The 22,457-nt window shown below is 46.1% G+C and carries 36 protein-coding genes; 6 read left to right on the forward strand and 30 right to left on the reverse strand.

Features of this window, described 5'->3' with window-relative positions:
- Positions 1-8: 8 nt before the first annotated feature.
- Positions 9-884, reverse strand: coding sequence for a uroporphyrinogen-III C-methyltransferase (gene cobA / locus BSZ04_RS22070; RefSeq protein ID WP_045402724.1), 876 nt, complete (start codon positions 882-884; stop codon positions 9-11).
- A 274-nt stretch (positions 885-1,158) separates the two neighbouring features.
- Between cobA and cpdB the strand changes: the two genes are divergently transcribed.
- Positions 1,159-3,120, forward strand: coding sequence for a 2',3'-cyclic-nucleotide 2'-phosphodiesterase (gene cpdB / locus BSZ04_RS22075; RefSeq protein ID WP_162531083.1), 1,962 nt, complete (start codon positions 1,159-1,161; stop codon positions 3,118-3,120).
- 97 nt (positions 3,121-3,217) lie between these two features.
- Entirely contained in the window at positions 3,218-3,790 is a 573-nt protein-coding gene (locus BSZ04_RS22080) for a Crp/Fnr family transcriptional regulator (protein ID WP_077201137.1), read from the forward strand.
- A 66-nt stretch (positions 3,791-3,856) separates the two neighbouring features.
- Here the strand turns inward: BSZ04_RS22080 and dbpA are convergent, their stop codons facing one another.
- Entirely contained in the window at positions 3,857-5,236 is a 1,380-nt protein-coding gene (dbpA, locus tag BSZ04_RS22085; RefSeq protein ID WP_005430562.1) for an ATP-dependent RNA helicase DbpA, read from the reverse strand.
- Between the two features lie 146 nt (positions 5,237-5,382).
- Between dbpA and BSZ04_RS22090 the strand changes: the two genes are divergently transcribed.
- Complete coding sequence (locus tag BSZ04_RS22090; protein ID WP_045370147.1) at positions 5,383-5,835, forward strand: GNAT family N-acetyltransferase; 453 nt, start codon at positions 5,383-5,385, stop codon at positions 5,833-5,835.
- On the forward strand, positions 5,836-6,696 hold the full coding sequence (locus BSZ04_RS22095; RefSeq protein WP_088881382.1) for a DMT family transporter: 861 nt from the start codon (positions 5,836-5,838) through the stop codon (positions 6,694-6,696). It abuts the gene before it with no gap.
- 76 nt (positions 6,697-6,772) lie between these two features.
- Here BSZ04_RS22095 and BSZ04_RS22100 read toward each other — a convergent pair whose 3' ends face one another.
- Positions 6,773-7,369, reverse strand: coding sequence for a LysM-like peptidoglycan-binding domain-containing protein (locus BSZ04_RS22100; RefSeq protein WP_010445390.1), 597 nt, complete (start codon positions 7,367-7,369; stop codon positions 6,773-6,775).
- A gap of 231 nt (positions 7,370-7,600) precedes the next feature.
- Here BSZ04_RS22100 and BSZ04_RS22105 point away from each other — a divergent pair, with 231 nt between their 5' ends.
- The gene (locus tag BSZ04_RS22105) at positions 7,601-8,221 is read left to right on the forward strand and encodes a BamJ family beta-barrel-assembly machinery protein (protein WP_005437303.1); all 621 of its coding nucleotides are present in this window, start codon (positions 7,601-7,603) and stop codon (positions 8,219-8,221) included.
- 114 nt (positions 8,222-8,335) lie between these two features.
- Positions 8,336-8,830: a DUF2780 domain-containing protein gene (locus BSZ04_RS22110; protein WP_088881383.1), complete on the forward strand. Its 495-nt coding sequence runs from the start codon at positions 8,336-8,338 to the stop codon at positions 8,828-8,830.
- 279 nt (positions 8,831-9,109) lie between these two features.
- Here the strand turns inward: BSZ04_RS22110 and rplQ are convergent, their stop codons facing one another.
- From rplQ to rplC, 27 genes are all read right to left on the reverse strand, one after another.
- Positions 9,110-9,490, reverse strand: coding sequence for a 50S ribosomal protein L17 (rplQ, locus tag BSZ04_RS22115; protein ID WP_005383141.1), 381 nt, complete (start codon positions 9,488-9,490; stop codon positions 9,110-9,112).
- A gap of 26 nt (positions 9,491-9,516) precedes the next feature.
- A complete protein-coding gene (locus BSZ04_RS22120; RefSeq protein WP_010445384.1) occupies positions 9,517-10,509 on the reverse strand; it encodes a DNA-directed RNA polymerase subunit alpha in 993 nt (330 codons plus the stop codon).
- A gap of 24 nt (positions 10,510-10,533) precedes the next feature.
- Complete coding sequence (rpsD, locus tag BSZ04_RS22125) at positions 10,534-11,154, reverse strand: 30S ribosomal protein S4 (protein WP_005383146.1); 621 nt, start codon at positions 11,152-11,154, stop codon at positions 10,534-10,536.
- A 27-nt stretch (positions 11,155-11,181) separates the two neighbouring features.
- Positions 11,182-11,571, reverse strand: coding sequence for a 30S ribosomal protein S11 (gene rpsK / locus BSZ04_RS22130; RefSeq protein ID WP_001118870.1), 390 nt, complete (start codon positions 11,569-11,571; stop codon positions 11,182-11,184).
- Positions 11,572-11,589: 18 nt separating this feature from the next.
- The gene (gene rpsM, locus BSZ04_RS22135) at positions 11,590-11,946 is read right to left on the reverse strand and encodes a 30S ribosomal protein S13 (protein ID WP_005450559.1); all 357 of its coding nucleotides are present in this window, start codon (positions 11,944-11,946) and stop codon (positions 11,590-11,592) included.
- A gap of 149 nt (positions 11,947-12,095) precedes the next feature.
- Positions 12,096-12,209, reverse strand: a complete 114-nt coding sequence (gene rpmJ, locus BSZ04_RS22140) for a 50S ribosomal protein L36 (protein ID WP_000868186.1) — start codon at positions 12,207-12,209, stop codon at positions 12,096-12,098.
- A gap of 38 nt (positions 12,210-12,247) precedes the next feature.
- A complete protein-coding gene (secY, locus tag BSZ04_RS22145; RefSeq protein ID WP_005435093.1) occupies positions 12,248-13,582 on the reverse strand; it encodes a preprotein translocase subunit SecY in 1,335 nt (444 codons plus the stop codon).
- Between the two features lie 20 nt (positions 13,583-13,602).
- On the reverse strand, positions 13,603-14,037 hold the full coding sequence (gene rplO, locus BSZ04_RS22150) for a 50S ribosomal protein L15 (RefSeq protein WP_005450562.1): 435 nt from the start codon (positions 14,035-14,037) through the stop codon (positions 13,603-13,605).
- 5 nt (positions 14,038-14,042) lie between these two features.
- Positions 14,043-14,219, reverse strand: coding sequence for a 50S ribosomal protein L30 (gene rpmD / locus BSZ04_RS22155; RefSeq protein ID WP_000201159.1), 177 nt, complete (start codon positions 14,217-14,219; stop codon positions 14,043-14,045).
- A gap of 7 nt (positions 14,220-14,226) precedes the next feature.
- Complete coding sequence (gene rpsE, locus BSZ04_RS22160; protein WP_004745894.1) at positions 14,227-14,730, reverse strand: 30S ribosomal protein S5; 504 nt, start codon at positions 14,728-14,730, stop codon at positions 14,227-14,229.
- 14 nt (positions 14,731-14,744) lie between these two features.
- Positions 14,745-15,098, reverse strand: coding sequence for a 50S ribosomal protein L18 (gene rplR / locus BSZ04_RS22165; RefSeq protein ID WP_005435088.1), 354 nt, complete (start codon positions 15,096-15,098; stop codon positions 14,745-14,747).
- A 9-nt stretch (positions 15,099-15,107) separates the two neighbouring features.
- Positions 15,108-15,641 carry a 50S ribosomal protein L6 gene (rplF, locus tag BSZ04_RS22170; RefSeq protein ID WP_010445333.1) on the reverse strand — a complete coding sequence of 178 codons (534 nt, stop codon included), beginning with the start codon at positions 15,639-15,641 and terminating at the stop codon, positions 15,108-15,110.
- 12 nt (positions 15,642-15,653) lie between these two features.
- Positions 15,654-16,046 carry a 30S ribosomal protein S8 gene (rpsH, locus tag BSZ04_RS22175; protein WP_005450567.1) on the reverse strand — a complete coding sequence of 131 codons (393 nt, stop codon included), beginning with the start codon at positions 16,044-16,046 and terminating at the stop codon, positions 15,654-15,656.
- A 29-nt stretch (positions 16,047-16,075) separates the two neighbouring features.
- The gene (gene rpsN, locus BSZ04_RS22180; protein ID WP_004410442.1) at positions 16,076-16,381 is read right to left on the reverse strand and encodes a 30S ribosomal protein S14; all 306 of its coding nucleotides are present in this window, start codon (positions 16,379-16,381) and stop codon (positions 16,076-16,078) included.
- A 17-nt stretch (positions 16,382-16,398) separates the two neighbouring features.
- On the reverse strand, positions 16,399-16,938 hold the full coding sequence (gene rplE, locus BSZ04_RS22185; protein ID WP_010445325.1) for a 50S ribosomal protein L5: 540 nt from the start codon (positions 16,936-16,938) through the stop codon (positions 16,399-16,401).
- Positions 16,939-16,961: 23 nt separating this feature from the next.
- The gene (rplX, locus tag BSZ04_RS22190; RefSeq protein WP_010445323.1) at positions 16,962-17,279 is read right to left on the reverse strand and encodes a 50S ribosomal protein L24; all 318 of its coding nucleotides are present in this window, start codon (positions 17,277-17,279) and stop codon (positions 16,962-16,964) included.
- A gap of 13 nt (positions 17,280-17,292) precedes the next feature.
- Positions 17,293-17,664, reverse strand: a complete 372-nt coding sequence (rplN, locus tag BSZ04_RS22195) for a 50S ribosomal protein L14 (RefSeq protein ID WP_004410450.1) — start codon at positions 17,662-17,664, stop codon at positions 17,293-17,295.
- A gap of 164 nt (positions 17,665-17,828) precedes the next feature.
- Positions 17,829-18,083, reverse strand: coding sequence for a 30S ribosomal protein S17 (rpsQ, locus tag BSZ04_RS22200; protein ID WP_010445317.1), 255 nt, complete (start codon positions 18,081-18,083; stop codon positions 17,829-17,831).
- Positions 18,083-18,274 carry a 50S ribosomal protein L29 gene (gene rpmC / locus BSZ04_RS22205; RefSeq protein ID WP_004410456.1) on the reverse strand — a complete coding sequence of 64 codons (192 nt, stop codon included), beginning with the start codon at positions 18,272-18,274 and terminating at the stop codon, positions 18,083-18,085. The genes rpsQ and rpmC overlap by 1 nt, the downstream gene beginning before the upstream one ends.
- Positions 18,274-18,684 (reverse strand): 50S ribosomal protein L16, encoded by a 411-nt coding sequence (gene rplP, locus BSZ04_RS22210; RefSeq protein ID WP_005379577.1) that lies wholly within the window; start codon positions 18,682-18,684, stop codon positions 18,274-18,276. The genes rpmC and rplP overlap by 1 nt, the downstream gene beginning before the upstream one ends.
- A gap of 11 nt (positions 18,685-18,695) precedes the next feature.
- Positions 18,696-19,394: a 30S ribosomal protein S3 gene (gene rpsC / locus BSZ04_RS22215; RefSeq protein ID WP_005435080.1), complete on the reverse strand. Its 699-nt coding sequence runs from the start codon at positions 19,392-19,394 to the stop codon at positions 18,696-18,698.
- An 18-nt stretch (positions 19,395-19,412) separates the two neighbouring features.
- Complete coding sequence (gene rplV / locus BSZ04_RS22220) at positions 19,413-19,745, reverse strand: 50S ribosomal protein L22 (RefSeq protein WP_010445309.1); 333 nt, start codon at positions 19,743-19,745, stop codon at positions 19,413-19,415.
- Between the two features lie 10 nt (positions 19,746-19,755).
- Positions 19,756-20,034 carry a 30S ribosomal protein S19 gene (rpsS, locus tag BSZ04_RS22225; protein ID WP_005431614.1) on the reverse strand — a complete coding sequence of 93 codons (279 nt, stop codon included), beginning with the start codon at positions 20,032-20,034 and terminating at the stop codon, positions 19,756-19,758.
- A gap of 21 nt (positions 20,035-20,055) precedes the next feature.
- Positions 20,056-20,880, reverse strand: a complete 825-nt coding sequence (gene rplB, locus BSZ04_RS22230; RefSeq protein WP_010445306.1) for a 50S ribosomal protein L2 — start codon at positions 20,878-20,880, stop codon at positions 20,056-20,058.
- Positions 20,881-20,895: 15 nt separating this feature from the next.
- On the reverse strand, positions 20,896-21,198 hold the full coding sequence (gene rplW / locus BSZ04_RS22235; protein WP_004398471.1) for a 50S ribosomal protein L23: 303 nt from the start codon (positions 21,196-21,198) through the stop codon (positions 20,896-20,898).
- Complete coding sequence (gene rplD, locus BSZ04_RS22240; protein ID WP_005435074.1) at positions 21,195-21,797, reverse strand: 50S ribosomal protein L4; 603 nt, start codon at positions 21,795-21,797, stop codon at positions 21,195-21,197. The genes rplW and rplD overlap by 4 nt, the downstream gene beginning before the upstream one ends.
- Positions 21,798-21,814: 17 nt before the next feature.
- Positions 21,815-22,444, reverse strand: a complete 630-nt coding sequence (rplC, locus tag BSZ04_RS22245) for a 50S ribosomal protein L3 (protein ID WP_005435072.1) — start codon at positions 22,442-22,444, stop codon at positions 21,815-21,817.
- Positions 22,445-22,457: the final 13 nt, after the last annotated feature.

Here is a 22,457-nt window from a genome sequence, read left to right on the forward strand (position 1 = left end):
GTCTGAAATTATATGGAGCTGGCAATAGCACTTTTGTTGAATTCAGTACTAGACAAAAACCAGTCCAACTTTTGAGATAGACGCACAACTTCGCCGACAACAATCAAAGACGGAGCTTGAGCTTCTTTAGATAATTCAGATAGTTGAGAAAGTTCTCCGGTGAAAACTTTTTGCTGGATTTGCGTACCGCGCTCGATGATGGCGATAGGGGTTGAGGCTGCCCTACCATGTTTGATGAGCTGATTCTGAATATAGTGTGATTTCATCAGTCCCATGTAGATCACTAAAGTCTGATTCCCACGAGCTAGTGTCGACCAGTCCATGTCATCACTTTCTTCTTTCAGATGACCGGTGACAAACAGTGCTGATTGCGCGTAATCACGATGCGTCAGCGGAATTCCGGCATAAGCGGTTGCACCCGCAGCGGCAGTAATGCCCGGAACGACTTGGAAACGCACGCCGGCGTCTGCCAAGACTTCCAGCTCTTCACCACCACGGCCAAACACAAATGGATCGCCACCTTTAATGCGTACCACTTTGTAGCCTTGCTTAGCAAAATCCACCAGCAGTTGGTTGGTCTTCTCTTGCGGCACACTGTGGTGACCCGCACGTTTACCAACGCATACCAAAATGGTTTCGCTTGGGATTAACGCCATGATCTCGTCAGACACTAGATAGTCGTATAGCACAACGTCAGCTTGTTGCAGGCAGTTAAGCGCTTTAAGCGTTAATAGCTCTGGGTCGCCCGGACCTGCACCGACAAGGGCAACTTCACCCGGTTGAAGAGATTGTTTGCTGAAACGGGGAAGATCAGCAGCTTGGTTATTCGAAACCAGCCGAGGCTTATTGATTGGGAGAGTCGTTACTGAATCGTTCACTGCCATGTGCTTGCTCATCATCCATTGATATCGGTATGAGCAGCATTATGGCTGCCTGGCTATATTACCTGAAATTCTAAAATTTCATTTTTTATTCAAAAAACTGCTAAGAAGCTTTGGTTTGGTCTCATTCTAATTTGCACAAAAAGCAAACACACTAGAATATTGTTAGGCTATTTCTTATCTAATTATCACAATTTTCTCTCCAGCAATCGTTTCGTCACATAAAAGTTTGTTACAGTACGCCACACTTCCCTATCCCATTAAATTGGAGCACTTCATGAAAATGGCTGTTAATCCTCTATCCGTCGCAGTTTTGGGTGGCATGTTAGCACTTGCTAGCCCAGCAATGGCGGACACCATCAAGTTACGTATTATCGAAACCACCGACATTCACACCAATGTGATGGATTACGACTACTACAAAGACCAGCCTTCTCAGCAAATTGGTCTTAGCCGTGCAGCAACACTGGTAAAGCAAGCTCGTGAAGAAGCCGTGAACAGTGTTTTAGTCGACAATGGCGACTTGATTCAAGGCAGCCCGATGGGCGATTACATGGCAGCAAAAGGGGTTAACGCAGGCGAAATCCACCCGGTATACAAAGCGATGAACCAGCTGGATTACGATGTGGGTAATATTGGTAACCACGAATTCAACTATGGTCTTGAGTTCCTGAAAAACTCTATTGACGGTGCAAACTTCCCTTATGTTAGTGCTAACGTTTTCGACAAGAAGACAGGTGAGCACTACTTCAAACCTTATCTAATTAAAACGCACACGTTCAAAGACACTGATGATCAAAGCCACGAAATCAAAGTGGGTTACATCGGCTTCGTACCACCGCAAATCATGGTATGGGATAAGAAGAATCTAGAAGGCAAAGTCTTCGCTGAAGACATCACTGAAACAGCGAAAAAGCTGGTTCCTCAGATGAAGAAAGAAGGCGCAGACGTGATTGTGGCGATCCCACACTCAGGCATTTCGACTGACCCATACAAACTAGGCGCTGAAAACTCGGTTTACTACCTTACAGAAGTTGAAGGCATTGATGCGATTGCGTTTGGTCACTCTCACGCGGTGTTCCCGGGTAAAGACTTTGCCAAGCTGCAAGGTGTCGACAACGCAAAAGGCACGATTAATGGCGTAACCGCAGTCATGCCAGGCCGCTGGGGTAGCCACGTTGGCGTAATGGACTTAATGCTGAAAGAAAAAGACGGCAAATGGCAAGTGGTTGAAGGTCAATCCGAAGCGCGTCCTATCTTCGATAAAGCCAACAAGATGTCTTTGGCAGAAGCAGATAAAGGCATCGTGGATGCACTGGTTGATGACCACAAAGGCACACGTGAATTCGTCAACCAGCCAATCGGTAAAGCGAATGACGTGATGTACAGCTTCCTAGCGCTTGTACAAGATGACCCAACGATTCAAATCGTAAACCTAGCGCAGAAAGATTACGTGGAACGCTTTATCCAAGGCGACCCAGATCTTGCAGATATTCCTGTATTGAGCGCAGCGGCACCATTTAAAGTCGGCGGACGTAAAGACGATCCAAATGGCTTCACGGAAGTAGAGTCCGGCCAGCTGACTTTCCGTAATGCCGCGGATCTTTACTTATACCCGAATACGCTGGTAGCAATGAAGGTTAAAGGCAAAGAAGTTCACGAATGGCTAGAGTGTAGTGCAGGTCAGTTCAATCATATTGATGTTAACAGCACCCAACCTCAGTCTTTGATCAACTGGGATAACTTCCGTACTTACAACTTCGACGTGATTGATGGTGTGAACTACCAAATCGATGTTACTCAACCGCCGAAGTACGATGCGGATTGTAAAGTGATCAACCCAGATTCACAGCGTATCGTGAACCTGACTTACAACGGTAAGCCAGTAGATCCAAAACAAGACTTCATCATCGCAACCAACAACTACCGTGCTTACAGCGCAACCTTCCCAGGCACTGGTCCGGACTTCATCGCGTTTGATGCTCCAGATGAGAACCGTTCAGTAGTTGCCGCTTACATCTCTCGCATCAGTAAAGAGCAAGGCGAAGTGACACCAAGCGCGGATAACAACTGGTCTTTCGCACCAATCAAATCGGATAACAAACTTGATGTTCGTTTTGAAACCTCACCAAGTGATAAAGCTGCGCAGTTCATCAAAGAGAAAGGGCAGTACCCGATGAAACGTGTCGCAACTGACGAAGTTGGTTTCGCGATTTACCAAATTGACCTGAATAAGTAAGGCAAGTTTGGCAATGATTTCAAGCGGCTCTCATGAGCCGCTTTTTTGTTGTCAGTAAAAACCGTTAGAATGAGAAAAACCGTTTCTGAGTTATCACATGCACAGCGATCTTTTTTCTGACTTAATCAATCATGGCTTCCTCGAAGATGAAGCGAATCAGCTAATTGAACATGGGCAACAGCTAGAGTTGCCGACACGCCATATTCTCAATCACCAAGGTGAATCCAGTTCGCACATCTACTTTGTGTTAGAGGGCTTGTGCCACGCCAGTTATCTGACCGACAAAGGGAAGGAATTCAGTAAAGAGTTCTACTGGGAAAAAGACTGGGTGATTGGCTTTGAAGGGCTTATCAAGAATCAGCCTTCGCCATATTTATTGGAAACACTGACGCCTTGTCATCTGTTTTGCTTACCGGTTGAAGTACTACATCAGTGGCGTTCAGAAAAGCATCCTATCTACTTAAAGCTGCTCGAAGCGCAGCTGATGCATAAAGAAAACAAAGAACGCTTTATGTTGCTCTACTCACCAGAAGAGCGCTACCAACTGTTTTGTCAGCATTATCCAGACTTAGAACAACGCATCACCGATAGCCAGATTGCCGCTTACTTGGGTATTACCGCGATCAGTCTTAGCCGCATTAAGTCGCGCTTAAAGAAAGGCAATGAATAAGATCAGGTAGGCAGGAAAAAACAAAGGCGCTCATATCGAGCGCCTTTGCATTAAATGAGGTCCTGCTTACTTCAGAATACGAGCACGGAATTGACGACCTTTCATCTTACCGTTACTGATGGTTTGCAGTGCTTTCTTCGCCACAGATTTCTCTACCGCAACATAAGAACGCATTGCCATTAGCTGGATCTTACCCACTTGTGCACCCGTGATACCATTTTTACCAGTCAAACAGCCAAGGATGTCACCCGCACGTACTTTCTGTTTCTTACCGCCATCGATATTAATCGTCACCATCTTCGCTTGGTATGGCTGCTGAGTTGATTTCGCTGGCAGTGTTGCTGGTACCACATCCATATCTAGGTACTCTTCAATACGAGCTACACGTAGACCATCTTTCTCACCAAAGAAGCTGAACGCCAGACCTTTGCTGCCCGCACGACCAGTACGACCAATACGGTGAACGTGTACTTCAGGGTCACGAGACAGTTCGAAGTTAAATACTGCATCAAGGTTGTCGACGTCTAAACCACGCGCCGCCACGTCTGTTGCAACAAGGATAGACACACTCTTGTTAGCAAACTGTACCAGAGCTTGGTCGCGTTCACGTTGTTCTAGATCGCCATGAAGGTCCACCACACTGAAGCCTTTGTGATGCAGTTCATCTGCCACATTCTGTACTTCTTTCTTGGTATTACAGAACACTACTGCTGACTCTGGCTGGTGCGTCAGTAGTAGGTTTGCCAGAGCTTCATCGCGTGCTTCTGAACCTTCAACGTTGTAAAAGTATTGCGCGATGCTCGACGTATCATGTGTCGATTCTACTTTGATCATCTCTGGTGATTGCATAATACGTTGAGCAATCTGTTCGATCTTCTCTGGGAAAGTCGCACTGAATAGCAGTGTTTGACGTTGTTTAGGCGCAGCATCAATGATCGCATCGAGGGCGTCTTGGAAGCCCATTTCCAGCATGCGATCTGCTTCATCTAGAACCAGCGTGTTTAGCTCTTCTAGGTTAATGCGACCTTTCTCTAGGTGATCAAGAATACGACCTGGCGTACCCACCAGAATATGAGCACCATGCTCTAGTGAACCGATTTGCGGTCCCATTGGCATGCCGCCACACAGTGTCAGTACTTTAATGTTGTGAATACCACGACCTAACGTACGGATCTCTTTTGCCACCTGATCAGCCAGTTCACGCGTTGGACACAACACCAAAGATTGTACACGGAAGCGCTTCACGTTTAGGTTGGATAATACGCCCAGACCAAATGCCGCCGTTTTACCTGAGCCGGTTTTACCCTGACCAATCACATCACGCTGATTCAAAATCGCAGGTAAGCTCAACGCTTGAATTGGCGTCATATGGGTGTAATTCAATGATTCAAGCGTCTCTAGTAGCGCTGGATTAAGCCCTACTTGGTCAAAAGTTTGTTTGCTCACAGGGAAATATCCTCAGGTGGGATGAAAAAGAGGGCACATTATCGCCAGATTTGTCACGAAGACCAGTGAAAATTAACCATTGTTAATGAGTAATAGCAGAAAACGACGTAAAGTCAGCTGCATTCGCTTATTAATGGATATTGGAAATGATCAACTGGACTGCCCTACCTTTCTCTCAACTGACAACAACACAACTCTACGAGATGCTGCGCCTGCGCGTTGATGTCTTTGTGGTGGAGCAAACCTGTCCTTATCCAGAACTGGACGGCAAAGATACACTGGAAGGCGTTTTTCACCTATTGGGCTACAAAGACGATGAACTGGTTGCCTGCGCTCGTCTATTGCCTGCTGGCACCACTTACGACAATGTCAGTATTGGTCGTGTAGTAACCAAGCAAAGCGCCCGTGGTGGTGGTCTTGGACATGAACTGCTTGAACAAGCCTTACAACATTGCCAACAGCTTTGGGCTGGTCAAACGATAGATATCGGTGCGCAAGAACACCTGATGGCTTTCTATGCGAGTCATGGCTTTGAAGTCATTTCCGAAAGCTACCTTGAAGATGGTATCCCCCATGTCGATATGCGCCGAGTGAGCTAAATGTCACCCCACCACCTGGCGTTACTATTACTGGTTATCGGCAACTTGGCGGCGTCACTCTCCGATGTCGCCGTCAAACTGATTGAAGGCGGCATTAGCCCGTTCCAATATATGTTCGTGCGCCAGTTGGCTTCACTGCTGCTCATCCTACCTTTCTATCTCAGACAACAACCGGATAAACGTAGCCTAAAGCAAGCACCTATTACCTTGTTGCGAGCGCATCTAATATTAATTGGTAGCGGATGTATGATGGTTGCGGTGACTCACCTCCCTCTGGCAACTGCAAACGCGGTTTTTTACGCAGCGCCGATTTTAATGTTGCCGCTGTCGATATTGTTCCTCAAAGAGCATCCTCCATTAAGTAAAATCTTGCTCACTTGCTTCGGGTTCCTTGGTGTCCTAGTGGTACTCAGACCGGATCATTTTCATTGGGCTGCATTGTTTGCACTCGGCACGGCGACCACACTGGCAATGTTTAATATATTGGTAAGAAAGCTACCCAGTGAACAGTCTGTCGTCACCACACTTTGGTGGACCACTCTATTCTCGTTACCTATCTCTGCAGTACTGGCTGGGTTTTACTGGCGACCTATGACGGGACAGGAATTGGTATTAGTTATCGCTAGTGCAGTATGCATCTTAAGCTATAACAGCTTGGCAGTACTGGCATATCAAAAAGCTCCAGCCGGAGAAATTGCTTTAGCTGAATACTCTGGCTTAGTGTTCGTAACACTCTTTGGGATATGGTGGTTTGACGAGATTCCAGATTGGCTGACTGCGGTAGGGATCCTGATGATCGTATTACCGCTCTTTCCATGGAATAAGAGAAGACGGCTCACCAATCGAGAGGCATCAGATTGAGATGCTATCACTAGCAAACAGAAGGATATAAAAAAGGCGCGAATCATCGCGCCTTTAGAATGTGTGCTAATGAACGTTATTTATTGCGCCCGAATGTTCCATCAGATAAGCGGAAGAACATCACCGACTCGCCACTTTTCTCAAGCTGCAGCATATCTAACTTACCATCGTCAGCGAGCTTAAAGCGAACCAATTGACCTTGTTTAATCCGGCTCAGTGGTTTATCGCTGCCTTCAATTTTGACCAAGGCGTTTAAGTCAGCCATCGAAAGTTGATTGCTACGGAATACTTGGGCCAGCGTATCACCGTTTTTAACCGTGTACTCTTTCCACTGTTCCGATTTGGGTTCTGAGTTCTGTGCTGAGCGCTGTTCACTTAAGCTTTGCGCGTTCAGTTGAATGGCAACACGTTGACTCTCAACTTGAGCATCATCGATAAGTGCCTCAGTATCTTTGGGTACAGGGATGATCAGAAGCACCAACACCACTGGCACTAATACCATCAGTGCACGTTGATGGAGTTTTGGAAAGCGTTGCCAAAACTGAGCCACAGGTTGTACTCTTTCCTGCCACTTCTCTTTGTTAAACGGCTGCTTCCAATCGATAGCAGCGAACTTTTGTTTCATCAATTCGACGTGGTCGACTTGCTGCTTTTTCTTTCTGCGACGATTCATTCTGATGAGTCCTTTAATACTTCTAATCTCAGTATAAAAATACCAGCGCGGAGAGTATATGTTTTTCGCCAAAGTAAAATGTAATTTGGCGTAAATTAGCAGAAATTTCACTTGGAGTAAGAGATAAGTCACACCCTCCGATCCAGAATGCGACATTCGAGCACAATCATTTAAACCGAGGCTCGAACCTGATATCCTGTGCCTTTATCACTCCTAATAAGAGCGACATTCATGTCTGAAATTAAATTTGAAACTGCAGAACAGAAAGCGAGCTACGGTATTGGTCTGCAAATGGGTCAGCAACTGGCTGGTTCTGGTCTAGAAGGCCTTAGCGTTGACGCTATCGCTGCTGGTATTGCAACTGCACTAACTGGTGACATGCCTTCTATCGAGATCGACGAGATCAACAACGCACTGCAAGAGCTACACACTCGTGCAGAAGCAGTTCGTCAAGAAGCAGCTAAAGCAGCAGCAGCTGACGGCGAAGCGTTCCTAAAAGACAACGCTCTACGTCCAGAAGTAAACGTTCTTGAGTCTGGTCTTCAGTACGAAATCATCACTGAAGGTACTGGCGAAATCCCAACGGCAGCGTCTCAAGTACGTGTTCACTACCACGGCGAGCTAACTGACGGCACTGTATTCGACAGCTCTGTATCTCGCGGTCAACCTGCTGAGTTCCCAGTAACTGGCGTAATCAAAGGTTGGGTTGAAGCTCTTCAACTAATGCCTGTTGGCTCTAAGTGGAAACTATACATCCCACAAGACCTAGCATACGGTGAGCGTGGCGCAGGTGCTGCTATCCCTCCATTTGCTGCTCTAGTATTCGAAGTAGAGCTACTAGACATCCTTTAATTTGGATTTTTAGCAAAGCTAATAACGGCGACACATTGTGTCGCCGTTTTTTTTGGATAATACTGAGACAAATTCTTAGAAAGAATAGTTAGCAGTAAGTAATAAGGAGATGATATGTATAAGAAAGTGGCTATCGCAGCACTTGCCAGTGTCGCATTGATGGGCTGTCAAAGCACATCGAAAGAGAATCAAGTAGGCATTGACAGCGGCTATAGTGAAATTGCGAACGCGGCACTAATGGGAGCAGTTAAAGCTTGGTCAAAACAGGGGGCAGCAGATACTGATCTAGTTTCTGCCATTCAAAAAAGTACAAACGTGTCATCCGAACAAGCTATTGGTGGTGTAGGTTCACTATTGGCCTTAGCTCAGAGTTCTCTGGGTAATAATGAGGCATCAGAATTAGCGGGACTAGTTCCAGGCTTTGACTCTCTACAGGCAAGTGGCCTGTCTGCTTTAATCGCAAACAGCGAGACAGTAAAAGGTGCGTTCTCAGCTCTAGGTATGGACCCATCCCTGATTTCCACTTTTACTCCCCTAATCTTAAATGCGCTGCAAAGCCAAGGTGCAAGTTCTGGCCTACTCGATAGCCTAGGTACTATCTGGAAATAAGCGAGAAGCGAGAAGCGAGAAGCGAGAAGCGAGAAGCGAGAAGCGAGAAGCGAGAAGCGAGAAGCGAGAAGCGAGAAAATTATGTAGGGTTGGCACACAGTGTCGACCCTTTTTCTTTGAATTCAGATAATCAAATCCAAATATGGGCTAGTAGTGCTAGTAACTTTCGACTTGCTCTCCGCGAGCAAATCTCGCAGGTCGTAAGCCGTTATTTCACTAGCTTACAAAAACAAAAAAGCCGAGCTAAAGCTCGGCTTTTTTTGTTCTTACGAACTGAGATTACTCAGCAGCTTCTTCAGCTGCTGGGCGATCTACAAGCTCAATGTAAGCCATTGGAGCTTTATCACCAGCACGGAAGCCAGCTTTTAGGATACGAGTGTAACCGCCCTGACGAGCAGCAAAACGTGGACCTAGTTCGTTAAACAGTTTTGCAACTACTTCGTTATCACGAGTACGTGCAAATGCTAGACGACGGTTAGCAACACTGTCAGTCTTAGCTAGTGTAATCAAAGGCTCAACTACGCGACGTAGCTCTTTTGCTTTTGGCAAAGTAGTCTTGATAACTTCATGACGTACTAGAGAGCTAGCCATGTTGCTGAACATCGCTTTGCGATGTGAGCTGTTGCGGTTGAGTTGACGACCACTCTTACGATGGCGCATGACCTAATCCTTCTAACTAGTATCGATTAATCTTCAGCGATTGATGCAGGCGGCCAGTTTTCTAGGCGCATGCCCAGAGACAGACCACGTGACGCAAGTACGTCTTTAATCTCAGTAAGAGATTTTTTACCAAGGTTAGGCGTTTTAAGTAGCTCAACCTCAGTACGTTGTACTAGATCACCGATGTAGTGAATCGCTTCTGCTTTCAAACAGTTAGCAGAGCGAACTGTTAGTTCAAGATCGTCTACAGGACGCAGTAGGATCGGATCGAATTCTGGCTTCTCTTCCTTCTCCTCAGGTACACGTACATCACGAAGATCTACGAACGCATCCAATTGTTCAGCTAGGATAGTAGCTGCACGACGGATTGCTTCCTCAGGTTCTAGAGTACCGTTTGTTTCCATATCGATAACAAGCTTGTCTAGATCAGTACGCTGTTCTACACGAGCTGCTTCTACAGCGTAGGCAATTTTGTCTACAGGGCTGTAAGTAGCATCTACTAGTAGGCGACCGATTGGACGCTCATCTTCTTCAGTATGGATACGCGCTGAAGCTGGAACATAACCACGACCACGTTCTACTTTAATACGCATTGCGATTTCAGCGTTGTCATCCGTTAGGTGACAAATAACGTGTTCAGGGTTAGCGATCTCTACATCACCGTCATGGGTGATGTCACCTGCAACCACAGGGCCCGAGCCTGATTTGTTCAAAGTAATGAACACTTCATCTTTGCCTTCGGCAACGCGTACAGCCAAACCTTTAAGGTTTAGAAGAATTTCAAGAATATCTTCTTGAACGCCTTCTTTAGTGCTGTACTCATGAAGTACGCCTTCGATTTCTACTTCTGTTACAGCACAACCTGGCATAGAAGATAGAAGAATACGGCGAAGTGCATTACCCAGAGTATGACCAAAGCCACGCTCTAATGGCTCAAGAGTTACTTTTGCGTGAGTCGAGCTGATTTGTTCAATGTCAACTAGACGTGGCTTAAGAAATTCTGTTACAGAACCCTGCATTGTGTCCTCTCTTTAGTTTAAACCTTACTTAGAGTAAAGCTCGACGATCAATTGTTCGTTGATGTCAGCTGATAGATCAGAACGCTCAGGCATACGCTTGAATGTACCTTCCATCTTGCCACCATCTACTTCAATCCAAGTTGGTTTTTCACGTTGTTCAGCAACTTCTAGAGCTGCTTTGATACGAGCTTGCTGTTTAGCTTTCTCGCGAATAGAAACAACGTCATTAGCCGCTACTTTGAAAGAAGGAACGTTTACAACTTTACCGTTAACTAGGATAGCTTTGTGGCTAACTAGCTGACGTGCTTCTGCGCGAGTTGCGCCAAAGCCCATGCGGTAAACTACGTTATCAAGACGACCTTCAAGAAGCTGAAGCAGGTTCTCACCTGTGTTGCCTTTAAGACGTGCAGCTTCTTTGTAGTAGTTACGGAATTGTTTTTCTAGAACGCCGTACATACGACGAACTTTTTGCTTCTCACGAAGCTGAACGCCATACTCAGATAGACGACCGCGACGAGCGCCGTGTACACCTGGTGCGTTATCAATTTTACACTTGGTATCGATCGCGCGAACACCAGACTTAAGGAATAAGTCAGTGCCTTCACGACGGCTAAGCTTCAGCTTAGGACCCAAATATCTTGCCATGATCTTTCTCCAGTAATCTAAAAAACGTTATACGCGACGTTTCTTAGGTGGACGACAACCGTTATGAGGGATTGGTGTAGCATCAACGATGTTTGTGATGCGGAAACCAGCTGCGTTCAGAGCGCGAACAGTAGATTCACGACCTGGACCAGGACCCTTAACCATAACTTCCAAGTTCTTTAGACCGTATTCTTTAGCCATTTCAGCACAACGCTCAGCAGCAACCTGTGCAGCGAACGGAGTAGACTTACGAGAACCACGGAAACCAGAACCACCTGCAGTAGCCCAAGCTAGAGCGTTACCTTGACGGTCAGTAATGGTTACGATTGTGTTATTGAAAGAAGCATGGATGTGCGCAACGCCATCTGCAACTTGCTTGCGTACGCGCTTACGAGCGCGAGTTGGTTGTTTAGCCATTGTACTCTACCTTCCCGATTATTTCTTGATCGGCTTACGCGGACCCTTACGGGTGCGAGCGTTGGTTTTAGTACGCTGTCCACGTAGTGGTAGACTGCGACGATGACGAAGACCACGGTAACAGCCAAGGTCCATAAGACGCTTGATGTTCATAGATACTTCACGACGTAGATCACCTTCTACAGTGTACTTAGCTACACCATCACGCAGTTGATCGATCTGCTCTTCAGTTAGTTCACTGATCTTAACATCTTCAGCAATACCCACTTCAGCTAGGATAGCTTGAGAGCGAGTTTTACCGATGCCGTAGATCGCCGTTAGAGCGATTACAGCGTGTTTCTGATCAGGAATGTTAATGCCTGCTATACGGGCCATTATTCACTCCTAAGTGTTTCTATAAAAGAATTAGCCGCAGCAAAGCCCGTGATGGATACGCTGCGGAGTACTACTTCTTTTGCACGCAAAAGGTAGGCCGAGGAATATACTCGACCTAACCTTCGTTTTCAAGTAAAAATTTCTGCTAATTAGCCTTGGCGCTGTTTGTGCTTTGGCTCACTGCAAATCACGCGAACAACACCGTTGCGCTTGATTACTTTACAGTTACGGCAGATTTTTTTAACGGAAGCACGAACTTTCATTGCTAAACTCCGTAATTGAAACTGAGTCTACCGTCGAATTAACGACCGTAGCCTTTCAGATTCGCTTTCTTCAACACAGAATCATACTGTTGAGACATCAGATGAGTCTGTACCTGTGCCATAAAGTCCATGATAACAACAACTACGATAAGTAGTGATGTACCGCCGAAGTAGAAACGTACGTTCCACGCGACCATCATGAACTCGGGAATCAGACAGATAAAGGTAATGTACAGTGCACCCGCTAGGGTTAAACGTGTCATCACTTTATCAATGTACTTAGCTGTCTGCTCACCTGGGCGGATACCGGGTACGAATGCACCGGACTTCTTCAAGTTATCTGCTGTTTCACGCGGGTTGAAAACCAACGCCGTGTAGAAGAAACAGAAGAAAATAATCGCTGCTGCATAAAGCATTACATACAGCGGTTGACCTGGGCTAAGAGCCAAAGACACGTCAGTTAACCAACCGAACGCGCTGCTCTCACCATTCTGACCAAACCACTGAGCCAGTGTTCCTGGGAACAGGATAATACTTGATGCGAAAATCGCTGGAATAACACCCGCCATATTAATTTTAAGTGGCAAGTGCGAGCTTTGCGCAGCAAATACTTTACGACCTTGTTGACGCTTCGCGTAGTTAACGACGATACGGCGTTGACCACGTTCCATGAAAACAACGAAGTAAATTACTGCAAAAGCTAATACCGCAATTAGCAACAGAAGAAGTACATGCAATTCACCTTGACGCGCTTGCTCGATTGTTTGACCGATTGCAGAAGGCAATCCAGCAACAATACCTGCAAAAATCAGAATGGAAATACCATTACCGATTCCTCGCTCTGTAATTTGTTCACCTAACCACATTAGGAACATGGTACCGGTTACTAAACTTACGGTAGCAATTAGCGTAAACATGGTTTGGTTCATAACAACCAGATTGTCGACCATGTTTGGTAAGCCAGTTGCAATACCAATAGCTTGGAATGTTGCAAGTACAAGCGTGCCGTAGCGTGTATATTGGCTGATCTTACGACGGCCTGCTTCACCCTCTTTTTTGAGTTCCGCTAACGCTGGATGAACTACAGTTAGCAATTGGACAACAATAGATGCCGAAATATACGGCATGATGCCCAATGCTAATATAGATGCACGCTCAAGAGCACCACCGGAGAACATGTTAAACATTTCAACGATGGTACCTTTTTGCTGTTCGAACAAATCGGCAAGTACAGCAGCGTCAATACCAGGAATCGGCACAAAAGAGCCGGCTCGGAATACTAAAAGTGCACCAATTACGAATAACAAGCGCGACTTTAGTTCACTTAAGCCGCTCTGAGCACTACGAAAATCTTGTCCTGGTTTCTTAGCCATCTGTACCTCGTTCCTCGAGATTATTCCTCGATTTTACCGCCTGCAGCTTCGATTGCAGCTTTAGCGCCTTTAGTCACACGTAGACCTTTAACAGTCACTGCTTTGTTAATTTCACCAGAAAGAACAACTTTTACGAATTCGATGTTCTTAGTGATGATGTTAGCAGCTTTAAGGCTGTTTAGATCAACCACGTCACCAGAAACTTTCGCTAGCTCAGCTAGACGAACTTCAGCAGACACTAGGCTCTTACGAGAAGTGAAACCGAATTTTGGTAGACGTTGTTTCAGAGGCATCTGACCGCCTTCGAAACCTGGACGAACTTTACCGCCAGAACGTGATTTTTGACCTTTGTGACCACGGCCACCAGTTTTACCTAGGCCAGAACCGATACCACGACCTACACGCTTAGGAGCATGCTTAGAGCCCGCAGCCGGTGCAAGAGTATTCAAACGCATTCTGATTACTCCTCAACTTTAACCATGTAGTAAACCTTGTTGATCATACCGCGTACGCACGGAGTATCTTCAAGTTCTACTGTGTGGTTGATTTTACGAAGACCTAGACCACGCAAAGTAGCTTTGTGCTTTGGTAGGCGGCCAATTGAGCTTTTAGTTTGAGTTACTTTAATAGTTGCCATGGTGTTCTTACTCCGAAATAGATTCAACAGTTAGACCACGTTTAGCAGCAACCATTTCTGGTGACTTCATGCTACCTAGTGCATCGATCGTTGCACGAACGATGTTGATAGGGTTCGTAGAACCGTATGCTTTAGATAGTACGTTGTGTACACCAGCAACTTCTAGTACTGCACGCATCGCACCACCTGCGATAACACCAGTACCTTCTGCAGCAGGCTGCATGTAAACTTTAGAGCCCGAATGGCGACCTTTCACTGGGTGGTGAAGAGTGCCTTCGTTTAGCGCGATCGTAGTCATGTTACGACGTGCTTTTTCCATTGCTTTTTGAATCGCTGCAGGTACTTCACGAGCTTTGCCGTAACCGAAACCTACACGACCGTTACCGTCACCAACTACTGTTAGTGCAGTGAAGCTCATGATTCGACCGCCTTTAACCGTTTTAGAAACGCGGTTAACTGCGATTAGCTTTTCTTGCAAATCATTCGCTTGAACTTGTTGTTCTTTAGCCATCTTCCAACCCTACCTTAGAATTTCAGACCAGCTTCGCGAGCAGATTCTGCTAGCGCCGCTACTCGACCGTGGTATTGGAAACCAGAACGATCAAATGCAACTGCAGTTACGCCTTTTTCAAGAGCGCGTTCTGCAACAGCTTTACCTACTGCTTTAGCTGCATCAACGTTACCAGTGTATTTCACTTGCTCACGGATCGCTTTTTCTACAGTAGAAGCTGCTGCGATAACCTCAGAGCCATTAGCCGCGATAACCTGTGCGTACACGTGACGAGGAGTACGGTGTACAACTAGGCGAGTCGCACCCAGTTCTGCAATCTTACGACGTGCACGTGTAGCACGACGGATGCGAGATGCTTTCTTATCCATAGTGTTACCTTACTTCTTCTTAGCTTCTTTAGTACGCACATTTTCATCTGCGTAACGAACACCTTTGCCTTTGTAAGGCTCAGGTTGACGGTAAGAACGAATGTCAGCCGCAACTTGACCAACTAGTTGCTTATCACAACCAGTGATGATGATTTCAGTTTGGCTTGGACATTCAGCTTTAATACCCGCTGGCAACTCGTGCTCAACTGGGTGAGAGAAGCCTAGTGTTAGACCTACAGCGTTGCCTTTAATAGCAGCACGGTAACCAACACCTTTAAGAGTTAGCTTCTTAGTAAAGCCTTCAGTAACACCAACAACCATGTTATTAACTAGAGCGCGAGCTGTACCAGCTTGTGCCCATGCGTTAGTAACACCTTCTTTAGGACCGAAAGTCAGGTTGTTTTCTTCCTGAGCGATAACAACAGCGTCGTTAAGAACGCGAGTTAGTTCGCCTTTAGCACCTTTTACAGTGATTTCTTGGCCGTTTAGTTTCACCTCTACGCCAGCTGGAATAGCGACAGGTGCTTTTGCAACACGAGACATAGTCTACTCCTATTAAGCTACGTAACAGATGATTTCACCGCCAAGACCTGCTTTACGTGCAGCGCGGTCTGACATCAGACCCTTGGAAGTAGAAACGATAGCAATACCAAGACCACCCATTACAGAAGGAAGTTGATCTTTCTTCTTGTAAACACGTAGACCTGGACGAGAAACACGTTTAAGTTGCTCGATTACTGGTTTTGCTTGGAAGTACTTAAGTGTAACTTCTAGCTCAGGTTTTGCTTCGCCTTCAACAGCGAAGTCAACGATGTAACCTTCAGCTTTTAGTAGTGCAGCGATTGCAACTTTAAGCTTTGAAGAAGGCATTTTAACAGCAACTTTGTTTGCTGCCTGACCGTTACGAACGCGGGTCAGCATATCCGAAATCGGATCTTGCATGCTCATATGATTTACTCCAAATGATTAAGTGGCAATTACCAGCTAGCCTTACGAAGACCCGGAATCTCGCCTTTCATGCAAGCTTCACGAACCTTAATACGGCTTAGACCGAACTTACGTAGGTAACCGTGTGGACGACCAGTTTGGTTACAACGGTTGCGCTGACGTGATGCACTTGAATCACGTGGAAGAGATTGCAGTGTAAGAACCGCATTCCAACGATCTTCTTCAGATGCGTTTACATCGCTGATGATAGCTTTTAGCGCCGCACGCTTTTCAGCGAACTTAGCTACTAGCTTCGCACGTTTTGCTTCACGTGCTTTCATTGAATTTTTAGCCATAACAGTAACCCTTCACCTTACTTACGGAATGGGAAGTTAAAGGCAGCCAGCAGAGCACGGCCTTCCTCATCAGTACCAGCAGACGTCGTAATAGTGATGTCTAGACCGCGTACTCGATCAACTTTATCAAAGTCGATTTCCGGGAAGATGATTTGCTCGCGAACGCCCATGCTGTAGTTACCGCGACCGTCAAAAGACTTAGCGCTAACACCACGGAAGTCACGTACACGTGGAAGTGCGATAGAGATTAAACGCTCTAAAAATTCCCACATACGTTCGCCACGCAAGGTTACTTTACAACCGATAGGGTAGCCTTCACGGATTTTGAAACCAGCAACAGATTTACGCGCTTTAGTGATAAGTGGCTTTTGACCAGAGATCGTTGCCATATCAGATGCTGCGTTTTCTAGCAGTTTCTTATCGTTGATTGCTTCACCAACACCCATGTTTAGGGTGATTTTCTCGATTCTAGGGACTTGCATGACGCTTGTGTAGCTAAACTGTTTGGTCAGTTCAGCGACTACAGACGACTTGTAGTAATCATGCAGTTTCGCCATAGTAGAACTCCAAATTACTTCTATTAGTTAGAAACGATTTCGTTGTTAGATTTAAAGAAACGTACTTTCTTACCATCTTCAAAACGGAAACCGATACGGTCAGCTTTACCAGTAGCTGCGTTAAAGATCGCCACGTTAGAAACATCGATTGCTGCTTCTTGTTCAACGATACCACCTTGTTGACCTAGAGCCGGAACCGGCTTTTGGTGTTTCTTAACAAGGTTGATGCCTTCAACGATAACTTTACCAGTTGCTAGGACCTTAGTTACTTTACCTTTCTTGCCTTTGTCTTTACCAGCAAGAACGATTACTTCGTCATTACGACGGATTTTAGCTGCCATTTCTACGTGCTCCTTACAGAACTTCTGGAGCCAGTGAAACGATCTTCATGAACTTATCGCCACGAAGTTCGCGTGTCACAGGACCAAAGATACGTGTACCGATTGGTTGCTCTGTATTGTCGTTCAACAATACGCAAGCATTTCGGTCGAAGCGAATGACAGAACCGTCAGGACGACGTACGCCTTTACGGGTGCGCACTACCACCGCCTTCAGAACGTCACCTTTTTTAACTTTACCGCGAGGAATTGCTTCCTTAACAGTAACTTTGATAACGTCACCGATATGTGCATAACGGCGGTGAGAGCCACCCAGAACCTTAATACACATTACGCTGCGTGCGCCTGAGTTATCAGCTGCGTCCAGCATACTTTGCATTTGGATCATGTTAGTGCTCCGCTAAATTATAAAAAAACTAGACCCTCTCGGGTCGGGCTGCCTCTTTAAAAGGGACGCGAATTGTACCACCCTTTTTTTCAATTGGGTAGTCAAAAAATAAACGGCCCCAAAAATAATTTTGGAGCCGTTTAGTTTCATAGAATTAGCTAGGATTAACCTTTAGCTTTTTCTAGAACTTTTACCAAAGTCCAAGACTTAGTCTTAGACAGTGGACGACACTCAGCGATTTCAACTGTGTCGCCTAGGCCACACTCGTTGTTCGCGTCATGTGCGTGTACTTTAGTCGTACGCTTTACGAATTTACCGTAAATTGGGTGTTTCACCATGCGTTCGATAGCAACTACGATAGACTTGTCCATCTTGTCGCTAACTACACGACCTTGTTGAGTACGTTTTACTTCGCTCATTATGCGCCTGCCTTCTCAGTCAAAACAGTTTTCACACGTGCGATATCACGGCGTACAGCTTTCAGAGTATGAGTTTGCTGTAGCTGACCAGTTGCAGCTTGCATGCGCAAGTTGAACTGTTCGCGTAGCAAATTCAATAGCTCAGCGTTAAGCTCTTCAACGCTTTTCTCGCGTAGATCTTGTGCTTTCATCACATCACCTGCTTAGTTACAAATGTAGTCTTGAATGGCAGTTTACGAGCCGCTAGGCGGAACGCTTCACGTGCCAATTCTTCAGGTACACCACCCATTTCGTACATAACCTTACCAGGTTGGATTTGGGCTACCCAGTACTCAACGTTACCTTTACCCTTACCTTGACGAACTTCAAGTGGTTTTTCTGTGATTGGTTTGTCTGGGAACACACGGATCCAGATTTTACCTTGACGCTTAACGTGACGTGTCATTGCACGACGTGCCGCTTCAATTTGACGAGCAGTTAGACGACCACGGCCAACAGCTTTAAGACCGAATTCGCCGAAGCTTACATCAGTACCTTTAGCTAGACCACGGTTACGACCTGTCTGAACCTTACGGAACTTAGTACGTTTAGGTTGTAGCATCTGTCGACTCCTTACTTACGGCCTTTACGCTGCTTCTTAGGCTTGTCGCCTTTAGGCTCTACAGCGTTAGCTGCTGGCATACCACCTAGGATCTCACCTTTGAAGATCCAAGTTTTAATGCCGATCACACCGTATTGAGTGTGAGCCGAAGAAGTTGCGTAATCAATGTCTGCACGTAGAGTGTGTAGAGGCACACGACCTTCACGGTACCACTCAGAACGTGCGATTTCAGCGCCGCCTAGACGACCGCTTACTTCCACTTTGATGCCTTTAGCACCTAGACGCATTGCGTTTTGTACCGCGCGCTTCATAGCACGACGGAACATAACACGACGCTCTAGTTGAGACGCGATGCTGTCACCAACAAGTTGTGCATCAAGTTCAGGCTTACGTACTTCAGCGATGTTAATTTGCGCTGGTACACCTGCAATTTTTGCTACAGCTGCGCGTAGTTTCTCAACGTCTTCACCTTTCTTACCGATTACAACGCCTGGACGAGCAGTGTGAATAGTCACACGGATGCTCTTAGCAGGACGCTCGATAACGATACGTGAAAGAGACGCTTTTTGTAGTTCCTTAGTTAGGAACTGACGTACCTTGAAGTCGCCGTCTAGGTTGTCAGCGAAATCTTTGGTGTTAGCAAACCATGTAGCATTCCAAGGCTTAACGATGCCAAGACGAATACCATTAGGATGTACTTTTTGACCCATTGCTTACTCTCCTAGTCTCTAGCGATCTGCTACAACAACAGTGATGTGGCTTGAACGCTTCAAGATACGATCCGCACGACCTTTAGCACGAGGCATAATACGCTTCATGATAGGGCCTTCATCTACAAAGATTTTTGCGACATTCAGATCGTCAATATCTGCACCTTCGTTGTGCTCCGCGTTAGCGATAGCAGACTCTAGAACTTTCTTAACTAGAACAGCAGCTTTTTTGTTGCTGAAAGTTAGGATTTCTAGAGCTTGGTCAACAGATTTACCACGAATTAGATCCGCAACTAAGCGAGCTTTCTGAGGCGAAATGCGAGCAAAGTTATGTTTAGCAATAGCTTCCATCATTTACTCCTTAACGCTTCTTAGCTTTCTTATCCGCAGCGTGACCGCGGTAAGTACGTGTTGGTGCGAATTCACCTAGTTTGTGACCGATCATTTCTTCGGTAACGAAAACAGGTACGTGCTGACGACCATTATGGACAGCGATGGTCAAACCGATCATCGATGGGATGATCATTGAACGACGGGACCAAGTCTTAAGTGGCTTTTTGTCTCCGCTTTCCACCGCTTTCTCTACCTTCTTCAGCAAGTGTAGGTCAATAAATGGACCTTTCTTGAGAGAACGTGGCATGGCGATTCCTCTTTATATAGATTACTTGTTACGACGACGTACGATGTACTTGTCAGTGCGTTTGTTCTTACGAGTCTTGAAGCCTTTAGTTGGCATACCCCAAGGAGATACTGGGTGACGACCGCCAGATGTACGACCTTCACCACCACCGTGTGGGTGATCAACCGGGTTCATTACTACACCACGTACGGTTGGACGTACGCCGCGCCAGCGTGAAGCACCAGCTTTACCAAGTTCACGTAGCATGTGCTCAGAGTTACCAACTTCACCGATTGTTGCACGGCCTTCAGAAAGAACTTTGCGCATTTCGCCAGAACGTAGACGGATAGTTACGTACGCACCGTCGCGAGCAACGATTTGAGCGTAAGCACCAGCCGAACGAGCTAGCTGACCACCTTTACCAGGTTTAAGTTCAACGTTGTGTACAGTTGAACCTACTGGGATGTTACGCATTGGTAGAGTGTTACCAGCTTTGATTGGTGCATCAACACCAGACTGAATAACATCACCCGCGTTAACACCTTTAGGTGCTAGGATGTAGCGACGCTCACCGTCTTTGTATAGAACTAGAGCAATGTTTGCGCTACGGTTTGGATCGTATTCTAGACGCTCAACTGTCGCTGGGATACCGTCTTTAGTACGTTTGAAGTCAACTAGACGGTAGTGGTGCTTGTGACCACCGCCGATGTGACGTACTGTGATACGACCGTTGTTGTTACGGCCACCGTTCTTAGAGTTTTTCTCTAGAAGAGGTGCGTATGGCTTGCCCTTGTGTAGGTCAGCGTTAACAACTTTAACAACGTGACGACGACCAGGGGAAGTCGGCTTACATTTAACAATAGCCATTCTTAACTACTCCTGTTATTCCGCGCCGCCAACAAAGTCAAGATCTTGACCTTCTTTCAAAGTAACGTACGCTTTCTTAACGTCGCTGCGGCGACCTTGGCGTAGACCTTGACGTTTGGTCTTACCCTTAGTGATAAGAGTATTTACAGACTTAACTTCAACTTCAAAAAGCTTTTCTACAGCTGCTTTGATCTCTTTTTTAGTTGCATCTTTAGCTACTTTGAAAACGATAGTGTTCGCTTTCTCAGCTGCCATAGTTGCTTTTTCAGAGATGTGCGGAGCACGTAGAACTTTTAGGATACGCTCTTCAGTGATCATGCTAGCATCTCCTCAACTTGCTTAACTGCTTCAGCAGTCATTACAACTTTGTCGAACGCGATTAGTGAAACTGGGTCGATGCCAGCAACGTCACGTGCGTCAACTTTGTATAGGTTACGAGCAGCTAGGAATAGATTCTCATCTACTTCGCTAGTCACGATTAGAGCGTCAGTTAGCTCAAGCTCTTTAAGCTTAGCAACTAGCTCTTTAGTCTTTGGCGCTTCAACTGAGAAGTTATCAACAACGATTAGACGCTCTTGACGAACTAGCTCAGAAAGAATGCTCTTCATAGCACCGCGGTACATTTTTTTGTTTACTTTTTGGCTGTGATCTTGTGGTTTCGCAGCAAAAGTAACACCACCTGTACGCCAGATTGGGCTACGGATTGTACCAGCACGCGCACGGCCAGTACCTTTTTGACGCCATGGCTTAGCGCCACCGCCAGAAACTTCTGAACGTGTTTTTTGAGCACGAGTACCTTGACGAGCACCTGCTGCAAACGCAACAACTACTTGGTGTACAAGAGCTTCGTTAAACTCACGTCCGAAAGTAGTTTCGGAAACAGTTAGTGCATCAGCACCTTTAACCATTAGTTCCATTACTTACTCCTGAGACGTTATGCTTTAACAGCTGGTTTAACGATCACGTTGCCACCTGTTGAGCCCGGTACTGCACCTTTAATAAGAAGCAGATTGCGCTCAGCGTCAACACGTACGATCTCTAGGTTTTGAGTCGTTACACGCTCAGCACCCATGTGACCTGCCATTTTCTTGCCTTTAAATACGCGACCTGGAGTTTGACATTGGCCAATTGAACCCGGTGCACGGTGAGACAATGAGTTACCGTGAGTCATATCTTGAGTACGGAAGTTCCAACGCTTAACAGCGCCTTGGAAGCCCTTACCTTTAGATGTACCAGTAACGTCTACTTTCTTAGTTTCGTTGAATAGTTCAACTGTTAGCTCAGCGCCAACTGCGAACTCTTCACCGTTTTCCAAACGGAATTCCCAAAGACCGCGACCAGCTTCAACGCCAGCTTTAGCAAAGTGACCTGCTTCAGCTTTGTTTACACGGTTAGCTTTCTTAGAACCAGCAGTTACCTGAATTGCTGCGTAGCCGTCTGTCTCAAGAGTTTTAACTTGAGAAACACGGTTTGCTTCAACTTCAACAACTGTTACTGGGATAGAAACGCCGTCTTCAGTAAATACGCGGGTCATGCCCACTTTACGACCGATTAGACCAATCATTCTTCTAATCTCC

It is taken from the genome of Vibrio rotiferianus (assembly GCF_002214395.1).
Lineage (GTDB): Bacteria > Pseudomonadota > Gammaproteobacteria > Enterobacterales > Vibrionaceae > Vibrio > Vibrio rotiferianus.